The organism is Brevundimonas sp. UBA5936, assembly GCA_002430835.1.
Lineage (GTDB): Bacteria > Pseudomonadota > Alphaproteobacteria > Caulobacterales > Caulobacteraceae > Brevundimonas.
On record DJDA01000063.1, the window covers coordinates 1 to 8,108 of the forward strand.

An 8,108-nucleotide genomic window follows, 5' to 3' on the forward strand; every position below is an offset into this window, starting at 1 on the left:
GCCTGATGCCGGGGCTGGAGCTGGCCAGGGCCTTCCGCCGCTCGCTGACCGGCGCCGAACTCAAATCGCTGCCCGGATACGGCGACCCGCGCGGCGCGCCCTCGCTGCGGACGGCCCTGGCCCGCTATCTGTCGGCCGAGCGCGGCCTGACGATCGGCGCCGACGACATCCTGGTCACGCGCGGCAGCCAGATGGCCCTGTTCCTGGCCGCCGCCGTCCTGAAACCCGGCGACGCCGTCGCCGTCGAAGATCCCGGCTATCCGCTGGCGTGGAAGGCGTTTCGCGCGGCCGGGGCCAGGGTGGTCGGCGCCCCGGTCGATGCGCACGGCCTGGACGTCGAACGTCTGGAGGCGCTGCTCGCCCGCGACCCGGCCATCCGCGCCGTCTATGTCACGCCCCATCATCAGTTCCCGACCACGGTGACGCTGGGCGCCGGACGGCGTCTGCGTCTGCTGGAGCTAGCGTGTAGGCACGACCTGATCCTGATCGAGGACGACTACGACCATGAATACCGCTTCGAGGGGCGCCCGGTCCTGCCCCTGGCCGCCCGCGCCCTAAGCCAGGGCCAGAACGCGAACCGCATCATCCATATCGGCTCAGTGTCCAAGCTGCTCTCGCCCGTGGTCCGCATCGGCTATGCGACGGGCGCGCCGGACCTGATCCAGGCCATGACCGCGCGACGCGAGGCCATCGATCGTCAGGGCGACCTGCCGCTGGAACGGGCGCTGGCGCGGCTGATCGACGACGGCGAGTTGGGCCGCCACGCCCGCAAGGCGCGCAAGATCTACGAGCAACGCCGCGACCTGCTGTGCGCCGAGATCGCCGCCCGGCTGGGCGACGCGGTCGCCTTCGACAAGCCGGCGGGCGGGCTGGCGCTGTGGCTGCGCGTGAGCCCGGACATCGACGCCGCCGCCTGGGCCGCCGAGGCCGAGCGATCCGGCCTGATCCTGACGCACGGCGGCCAGCTGCAACTCCAACCCAGCCGGAGCCACGACCCAGGCGCCAACGCCTTCCGCATCGGCTTCGCCAGCCTGGACGAGGCTGAACTGGTCCGCGCCGTGACGAGGCTGAAGGCGGCGCAACCGCGCTGACGTTCTGCGGCCATTCGGTCAGATGACAAGGGTGTGCAAATCATCACGCCCGTCATAAAGAACGCTCAAGAGACGGGGGACGCCTATGAAACGACTGCGATTGGCGCATCGCATGACGCCTGAGGCTCGCCGACGCCATGTCCGCAGCTAAACTCGGCGCCGTGCTCCGCAGCCCAGCCGTCCAGTTTCTGGGACTGTTCGGCCTGATCGCCCTGGCCTTCTTCTGGGTTCTGGCGACGCCCTGGGCGGACAAGGGTTTCGTCCAGCCGTTCACCCAGAGCCTCGTCAGCGTGACCGCCTGGTTGCTGGCCCCCTTCGATTCACGGGTTCAGGCCATCGGCGACATCCTGCGGTTCAGCGACGGCGTCGGCGCCGTTCAGGTTCTGGCCGGATGCAATGCGGTCGAGGTCTGCGCCCTGCTGGCGGCGGCCATCCTGGCCTATCCGACCTCGCTGAAGCGCTCCCTGATCGGCGCGGCGCTCGCCATTGGCGCCCTGCAGCTGGTGAACCTGCTCAGGATCATCAGCCTGCTCTATCTGGCGCGGGGGTCGCAGCCGATGTTCGACTTCTTCCACCTCTATGTCTGGGACGCCATGATCGGTCTTGAAGCCCTGGTCATCTTCTTCGCCTGGGCGCGTCTCCAGCGTCCGGCGGCCGAGGCCGCGGCGTGATCTTCTTCAGCCCGGATCACCGCCGCTTCGCCCTGTGGTGCCTCGCCGTCCTGATCGTCAGCCTGCCGCCGTGGTGGCTTTGGGGGGCGGATGCCGCCGCAAGCCTTCTGGCGCCCGTCGCCCGTCTGGTGATGACCCTGTTCGCCCTGCCGGGACTGTCGGTCGTGGATGGAAACTGGCTGGTGCAGACCGATCTGGCGCTGGCGAGCGGCGACGGAAACCTAGTCTATCCGGTCGCCAAGGAGACCGTGCGGCGGCTGTTGCTGGCCGCCCCTCTTTTCCTGGCCTTCATGGTCGCGCCTCCGCGCCCCGCCAGGCCGGTCCGCGCGATCCTTCTCGGTCTGGCGATCCTGGCGCTCATCTTCATCCTGTCCGTCATCGCCTATGTCTGGGGCGAGCTGGCGCCGATGCTGAACCCCGCCCTCGCCACGGCCCGCAGCCAGACCGCAGTCCAGCTTGCCGCCGCGCCCCTGCACCCCGCCGCCGCCCAGGCTGCTCTGCTGGGGCGCTACATCGCCATGTCGGTTCTGCCCCTGCTGTCGGCTATCCTGCTGTGGGCGCTGCTAAACCCCCAAGGGCGCATGGCCCTGGCGCCGACGATCCTCCCGGAGTGAGCGCCGACGAGAACGAGAACGACTTGCACACGATCACGCACAAGCGCATGAACCGACCTCGATAAAGCCCCCTCGAGAGGTCATCCGTGTCCGACGCCGACAAAGCCGCCGCCACCCTGCCTGAAGGCCAGCCTGTCGGCCGCGTCATCGCCATGCCCGCCGACACCAACCCCGAAGGCGACATCTTCGGCGGCTGGCTGCTGGCGCAGATGGACCTGGCGGGGGCGACCCCGGCGTTCGAGCGCGCGGGCGGCCGCTGCGCCACCGTGGCCCTGGACGGCATGGTCTTCCACCAGCCGGTGTCGGTCGGCGACGAAGTGTCCATCTACGCCAAGATCATCCGCACGGGCCGCACGTCGATCCGCGTCCATGTCGAGGCGTGGAAGCGCGCCCGCGGCCAGGCCGAGGCCCAGTCGGTCCGCGTGACCGAGGGCGTCTTCACCTATGTGGCCATCGACCAGGACCGCAAGCCGCGCGAAGTGCCGCCGGCCTGAAGCCGGCCGAGAAGTCCGAGCGCCACGGTCGGAAATTCTTGACGTTCGGGGGCGGCGGCCCTACCTCCCCCGCATGGCCATTCGTCGTATCCTGACTATCGATAACGCCGCCGACCTGGCGATCCTGAAGACCGTCGCCGCGCCCGTCGAGGGCGGCGTCACCGACGCCGTGCGCGCCCTCATGGATGACATGCTGGAGACGATGTACGACGCGCCCGGCATCGGCCTGGCCGCGCCGCAGGTCGGCGAGCTGACCCGCGTGGTCGTCATGGACCTGGGCGACAAGCCGGTCGAGGGCGCCGCTGACGAGCCGCAGACCGAGGAAGAGGCGCTGGAGCGACGCAACCCGCGCTTCTTCGTCAACCCGGAAATCCTGTGGTCGTCTGAGGAGATGTTCTCCTATGAGGAAGGCTGCCTGTCGATCCCGACCTATTACGACGCGGTCGAGCGTCCGGCGCGCGTGCGCGTGCGCTACATGAACTATCAGGGCGAGACGATCGAGGAAGAGATCGAGGGCCTGTACGCGGTCTGCTTCCAGCACGAGCTGGATCACCTGAACGGCGTCCTGTTCATCGACCACCTGTCGCGCCTGCGTCGCGACAGGGCGGTCTCCAAGGTCAAGAAACACGCGAGGATGGCCGCCTGATGGCTCGCAAGACCCGCATCATTGATCAACGCGGTCGCCGCCGCCTGACCCGCAACGAAAAGGTCGGCGTCGCCAGCATCGCGACCCTGCTGGCCGTCGCCGCTGTCGGCGTGGTGGCGGGCGTGGTCATCGACCGCCTGCTCGATTTCGACGACGCCCTGGATGCGGGCGGCGAGTGGGACGAGGGCGGCGGCGTCTATACCCGCTGGATGTAATCGGCCTCACGGTCTAAAGGCCTGCCCATGCGCCTAGCCTTCATGGGAACCCCCGACTTCGCCGTGCCGTCCCTGGCCGAGTTGATCGCCTCGGGGCACGAGATCGTCGCCGTCTATTCGCAACCGCCGCGCCCCAAGGGGCGGGGTCAGAAGCTGACGCCGTCGCCGGTTCACGCCTTCGCCGAGGCCATGGGCCTGCCGGTCTTCACGCCCGAGAGCATGAAGGCGCAGGAGGCCATCGACGTCTTCAAGAGCCTGGACCTCGACGCCGCCTGCGTCGTGGCCTACGGCCAGATCCTGAAACCGGAAGTGCTGGAGGCGCCGCGCCTGGGCTGCTTCAACCTGCACGGGTCGCTGCTGCCGCGCTGGCGCGGGGCCGCCCCGATCCAGCGCGCCATCATGGCCGGAGACCGCCAGACCGGCGCCCAGATCATGCGGATGAGCGAGGGCCTGGACGAAGGCGCCATCATCCTGTCGGAGCTGATGGACATCCACGCCGACGACACCGCCGCCTCTCTGGGCGACCGCATGGCCCACGTCGGCGCCGCCCTGTGGCCCCGCGCCCTCGCCGCCATCGAGCGCGGCGGCTTCACCGAGACGGAGCAGGCCGGCGAGCCGACCTACGCCAGGAAGATCACCTCAGCTGAGGCCCGCATCGACTGGACCCGCCCGGCCGCCGAGGTGGACGCTCACATCCGCGGCCTGTCGCCCTTCCCCGGCGCCTGGTTCGAGGTCGAGGCCGACGGCGAGCCTGTCCGCGTCAAGGCTCTGATGTCGGTTCTGGCCGAAGGACAAGGGACGCCCGGCCAGGTCCTGGCCGATGCCCTGACGATCGCCTGCGGAACCGGCGCCGTGCGCCTGACCCGCGTGCAGCGTCCCGGCAAGGCCGCGCAGGCCGCCGACGAAATGCTGCGGGGCTTTCCGGTTCCAGCCGGCGCCATTCTAAGCTGAGAATTTGAACTCATCATCAAGTAGCTTCCAAAGCTCAAAAGCACTCTGCCGCGTCAGCTGAAGCGTTTGGCTTTGCTTCTGAGGTTTTTCGCGCTTTTGAGAACCTTGAGTGTCGATCTGAAGGACTTTTTGCTCGCCTTCCCCAAACGTTCCGAAATGTCCCACCACCTGGGTCGGTTGGATTCTGAAGGTGCGTTTCTCAAAACGTTCGAACTTGGTGACTACAGCCATTTAGAAGCTCCGAATGCCTAGATATAGATTCACCATCGAATACGACGGCTCAGCTTACAACGGCTTTCAGGCTCAGCCCGGCCAGCCGACCGTGCAGGGCGCCATCGAGACGGCGATCACCGCCTTCAGCGGCCAAGCCGTGCGGATCGCCGCCGCCGGGCGCACGGACACAGGCGTCCACGCCACGGGCCAGACCTGCCACGTCGATCTGGAACGCGATTGGCCTGCGCGCACCGTGATGAACGCCCTGAACGCCCATCTGATGAATGAGGCGGTGGCGGTGCTGGACTGCACGCCGGTCAGCGACGACTGGCACGCCCGCTTCACCGCCAACGGCCGCAAATACCTGTATCGCATCCTCAACCGCCCCGGCCGCCCGGCGCTGGACCGAGGCCGGGTCTGGCACGTCAAGAAGCCGCTGGACGCCGAGGCCATGCATGCGGCGGCGCAGGCCCTGATCGGCCTGCACGACTTCACCACCTTCCGCGACGCCGCCTGTCAGTCGGCCAGTCCGGTCAAGACGCTGGACGTGGCCCGCGTCGCCAGAGTCGGCGAAGAGGTGCATCTGGTGTTCGAGGCGCGCAGCTTCCTTCACCGCCAGGTGCGCTCGATGGCGGGCAGCATCGCCGAGGTCGGCCTGGGCCGCTGGCGCCCCGCCGACCTGGCCGAGGCGCTCGAAGCCAGGGACCGCGCGCGGTGCGGCCCGGTGGCGCCGTCAGACGGGCTTTATCTGACGGGCGTCACCTATGCGGCCGAGGCCTAGCGCCAAGCCTTAACGCTTGAACAGACCGCCCAGCGCGCCGCCGAGGCCGCCCGGCAGATTACCCAGCAAGCCGCCCAGCATGTCGTCCGCGCCGTCGGCGTTGCCGCCCGGCGTCAGACGGTCGACGGCTTCCGGCAGAAGACCCGCCAGGGTCTCGCTGGCCTGTTCCGGCGAAATGCCCAGCTTCTGGGCGAAATCGGCGATCGGGCCCGAGCCGATGACGGCGGCGATCTGTTCCGGCGAGATCGCGGCGTTGCCGCCCTTGCCGATCCACGAGGCCGCCACGTCGCCCAGGCCGTTCTGGCCGAACTTTTCGGCCAGGCCCGCCACGCCGCCCTGCCCCTTGAGCAGGTCGGCCAGGCCGCCGGCGGCGTCATCGCCGAGGCCGCCCAGGATATTGTCCAGAAGTCCCATCTCAATTCCTCCGATTGCGCCGTCAGAATGACGGACTTCGTCTGTGGATTTGTGGCGAAAACGCAAAACAAGGCAACGCCGCCGCGTCGCCGTCAATTTCAGCTCTTGGCGCGCTCCGAGCCCGAGGTGACGGCCTGGCCGACCGCCGAGACGTCGCGGCCCACGCCGGCGACGGTGTTGCAGGCGGCGGTGGTCAGGGCGGCGGCGATGACGCCGAGAACGATGAGCTTGCGCATGATGAAATCCCCGTGGATCGATTTGACGCTTCAACGTGAAGCTTGACCATAAGGTTGGATGGCCAATTCATCCTTCAATCTGCTAACGGCGAAAGCATGACGCAAGCTTCCGGAACCGCCGCCCGCCGTTTGGTCGAAACCCTGGTGATGAACGGGGTCGACAAGGTCTTCTGCGTGCCCGGCGAGAGCTATCTCGCCGTGCTCGACGCCCTGGCTGACGTCCAGGACAAGATCGAGGTCATCGTCTGCCGCCACGAGGCCGGCGCCGCCAACATGGCCGAGGCCTACGGCAAGCTGACCGGACGCCCCGGCGTCTGCATGGTCACGCGCGGGCCGGGCGCGACCCACGCCTCGATCGGCGTGCATACGGCGCATCAGGATTCGACGCCGATGATCCTGTTCGTCGGCCAGATCGCCCTGACCGACCGCGGCCGCGGCGCCTTCCAGGAAGTCGACTATCGCGAAGTGTTCGGCGGTCTGGCCAAGTGGGCGACCGAGATCGAGAGCCCGGAGCGCACGGTGGAAGTCGTCGAACGCGCCTTCGCCACGGCCCAGCAGGGCCGCATGGGCCCGGTCGTCGTCGCCCTGCCCGAGAACATCCTGCACGAGGACGGCGGCCCCTCGCCGATCCGTCCCGTCGTCCCGGCCAAGGCCGCGCTGGACCCGGCCTTCGTCGAACAGGTGCGCAAGCGCCTGTCGCGCGCCGAACGCCCAATGCTGATCCTGGGCGGTTCGGGCTGGACCGATGAGGCGACCGACGCGATCGCCGCATGGGCCGAACGCCTGGGCCTGCCGGTCGCCCTGTCCTTCCGCCGCAAGGATCTGATCCGCAACGACCACCCCGGCTATGCCGGCGACCTCGGTCTGGGGCCAAACCCCAAGCTAGTGGCGCGGGTCAAGGACGCCGACTTGCTGCTGGTGATCGGCGCACGCATGGGCGAGAACCCGACCCAGGGCTACACCCTGCTGGACCGCACCAAGACGGCCGAAACCCTGATCCACATCCATCCGGGACCGGAAGAGCTGGGCCGCGTCTGGGCGCCCGCCCTGTCCGCGGCGGCGGACAATTCGCTGGCGGCCCTGGCGCTGTCGGCCATCGATCCGGGGCGCGTCTGGACCGAACAGGGCGCGACGGCCCATGCCGACTTCCTCGGCTTCTCCTCGCCCATCGAGGTCAAGAGCGCGGTCAATATGAGCGAGGTCATCGCCCATCTGGCGCAGGCCCTGCCCGAGAACGCCATCCTGACCAACGGCGCGGGGAACTTCGCCGCCTGGCTGCACCGCTTCCACCGCCATCAGGCCCGTCGCACCCAACTGGCCCCCACCTCGGGCGCCATGGGTTACGGCTATCCGGCGGCGCTGGGGGCCAAGGCGGTCCATCCGTCGCGCGAAGTGGTCTGCATCGCCGGCGACGGCGACTTCATGATGAGCGCCAATGAGATGGCCACCGCCGCCCAGTACGGGCTGGGCGTCATTGTCGTGGTCGTGGATAATGGAACCTTCGGCACCATCCGCATGCACCAGGAGCGGGAATACCCAACCCGCGTCATCGCCACCGAACTGAAGAACCCCGACTTCGTGAAGTTCGCCGAGGCCTTCGGCGCCTTCGCCGTACGCTGCGAGACGACCGGCGACTTCCCGGCGGCCCTGGCGGCGGCGCGCGAGGCGGCGGCGAGCGGCCGCCCCGCCCTGGTCCACCTGATCACCGACGCCGAGCAGATCGCGCCGGGCCGGACGATCACCGACCTGCGCGGCGGCTGACCCTCTCCCGGCGGGAGAGGG

General features: G+C 68.7%; 12 protein-coding genes. 9 read left to right on the forward strand and 3 right to left on the reverse strand.

Annotated features, from left to right (window positions below):
- The 7 genes from B2Y21_RS06405 to fmt form a co-directional block, all read left to right on the forward strand.
- On the forward strand, positions 1-1,091 hold a 1,091-nt coding region (locus tag B2Y21_RS06405; protein ID WP_292058079.1), incomplete at its 5' end, for a PLP-dependent aminotransferase family protein.
- Positions 1,092-1,228: 137 nt separating this feature from the next.
- Entirely contained in the window at positions 1,229-1,762 is a 534-nt protein-coding gene (xrtH, locus tag B2Y21_RS06410; RefSeq protein WP_292058080.1) for an exosortase H, read from the forward strand.
- Positions 1,759-2,376 (forward strand): exosortase H-associated membrane protein, encoded by a 618-nt coding sequence (locus B2Y21_RS06415; protein WP_292058082.1) that lies wholly within the window; start codon positions 1,759-1,761, stop codon positions 2,374-2,376. Before xrtH ends, B2Y21_RS06415 begins: the two co-directional genes overlap by 4 nt.
- An 86-nt stretch (positions 2,377-2,462) precedes the next feature.
- Complete coding sequence (locus B2Y21_RS06420; protein WP_292058085.1) at positions 2,463-2,870, forward strand: acyl-CoA thioesterase; 408 nt, start codon at positions 2,463-2,465, stop codon at positions 2,868-2,870.
- A gap of 73 nt (positions 2,871-2,943) precedes the next feature.
- Positions 2,944-3,516, forward strand: coding sequence for a peptide deformylase (gene def, locus B2Y21_RS06425; protein ID WP_292058087.1), 573 nt, complete (start codon positions 2,944-2,946; stop codon positions 3,514-3,516).
- A complete protein-coding gene (locus tag B2Y21_RS06430; RefSeq protein ID WP_125900438.1) occupies positions 3,516-3,731 on the forward strand; it encodes a hypothetical protein in 216 nt (71 codons plus the stop codon). The genes def and B2Y21_RS06430 overlap by 1 nt, the downstream gene beginning before the upstream one ends.
- A 27-nt stretch (positions 3,732-3,758) precedes the next feature.
- Entirely contained in the window at positions 3,759-4,682 is a 924-nt protein-coding gene (fmt, locus tag B2Y21_RS06435) for a methionyl-tRNA formyltransferase (RefSeq protein WP_292058090.1), read from the forward strand.
- Here the strand turns inward: fmt and B2Y21_RS06440 are convergent.
- The gene (locus tag B2Y21_RS06440; protein ID WP_292058092.1) at positions 4,674-4,913 is read right to left on the reverse strand and encodes a hypothetical protein; all 240 of its coding nucleotides are present in this window, start codon (positions 4,911-4,913) and stop codon (positions 4,674-4,676) included. The two genes, fmt and B2Y21_RS06440, sit on opposite strands and share 9 nt — an antisense overlap.
- Before the next feature lie 13 nt (positions 4,914-4,926).
- Here B2Y21_RS06440 and truA point away from each other — a divergent pair, with 13 nt between their 5' ends.
- Positions 4,927-5,676 (forward strand): tRNA pseudouridine(38-40) synthase TruA, encoded by a 750-nt coding sequence (gene truA / locus B2Y21_RS06445; protein ID WP_292058094.1) that lies wholly within the window; start codon positions 4,927-4,929, stop codon positions 5,674-5,676.
- 9 nt (positions 5,677-5,685) lie between these two features.
- On the opposite strand, the gene B2Y21_RS06450 is transcribed toward truA, so the two are convergent.
- Positions 5,686-6,186 carry a YidB family protein gene (locus B2Y21_RS06450; RefSeq protein WP_313044812.1) on the reverse strand — a complete coding sequence of 167 codons (501 nt, stop codon included), beginning with the start codon at positions 6,184-6,186 and terminating at the stop codon, positions 5,686-5,688.
- A gap of 2 nt (positions 6,187-6,188) precedes the next feature.
- Complete coding sequence (locus B2Y21_RS06455) at positions 6,189-6,326, reverse strand: entericidin A/B family lipoprotein (protein WP_087140513.1); 138 nt, start codon at positions 6,324-6,326, stop codon at positions 6,189-6,191.
- 96 nt (positions 6,327-6,422) lie between these two features.
- On the opposite strand from B2Y21_RS06455, the gene B2Y21_RS06460 reads away from it, so the two are divergent.
- The gene (locus B2Y21_RS06460) at positions 6,423-8,087 is read left to right on the forward strand and encodes a thiamine pyrophosphate-binding protein (RefSeq protein WP_292058098.1); all 1,665 of its coding nucleotides are present in this window, start codon (positions 6,423-6,425) and stop codon (positions 8,085-8,087) included.
- Positions 8,088-8,108 lie beyond the last annotated feature (21 nt).

What these genes read in the sequence shown, in the direction of transcription:
- B2Y21_RS06455 (WP_087140513.1), bottom strand. Translation starts at nt 6,326, where the DNA reads ATGCGCAAGCTCATCGTTCTCGGCGTCATCGCCGCCGCCCTGACCACC.
- xrtH (WP_292058080.1), top strand. Translation starts at nt 1,229, where the DNA reads ATGTCCGCAGCTAAACTCGGCGCCGTGCTCCGCAGCCCAGCCGTCCAG.
- def (WP_292058087.1), top strand. Translation starts at nt 2,944, where the DNA reads ATGGCCATTCGTCGTATCCTGACTATCGATAACGCCGCCGACCTGGCG.
- B2Y21_RS06430 (WP_125900438.1), top strand. Translation starts at nt 3,516, where the DNA reads ATGGCTCGCAAGACCCGCATCATTGATCAACGCGGTCGCCGCCGCCTG.
- B2Y21_RS06460 (WP_292058098.1), top strand. Translation starts at nt 6,423, where the DNA reads ATGACGCAAGCTTCCGGAACCGCCGCCCGCCGTTTGGTCGAAACCCTG.
- truA (WP_292058094.1), top strand. Translation starts at nt 4,927, where the DNA reads ATGCCTAGATATAGATTCACCATCGAATACGACGGCTCAGCTTACAAC.
- fmt (WP_292058090.1), top strand. Translation starts at nt 3,759, where the DNA reads ATGCGCCTAGCCTTCATGGGAACCCCCGACTTCGCCGTGCCGTCCCTG.
- B2Y21_RS06440 (WP_292058092.1), bottom strand. Translation starts at nt 4,913, where the DNA reads ATGGCTGTAGTCACCAAGTTCGAACGTTTTGAGAAACGCACCTTCAGA.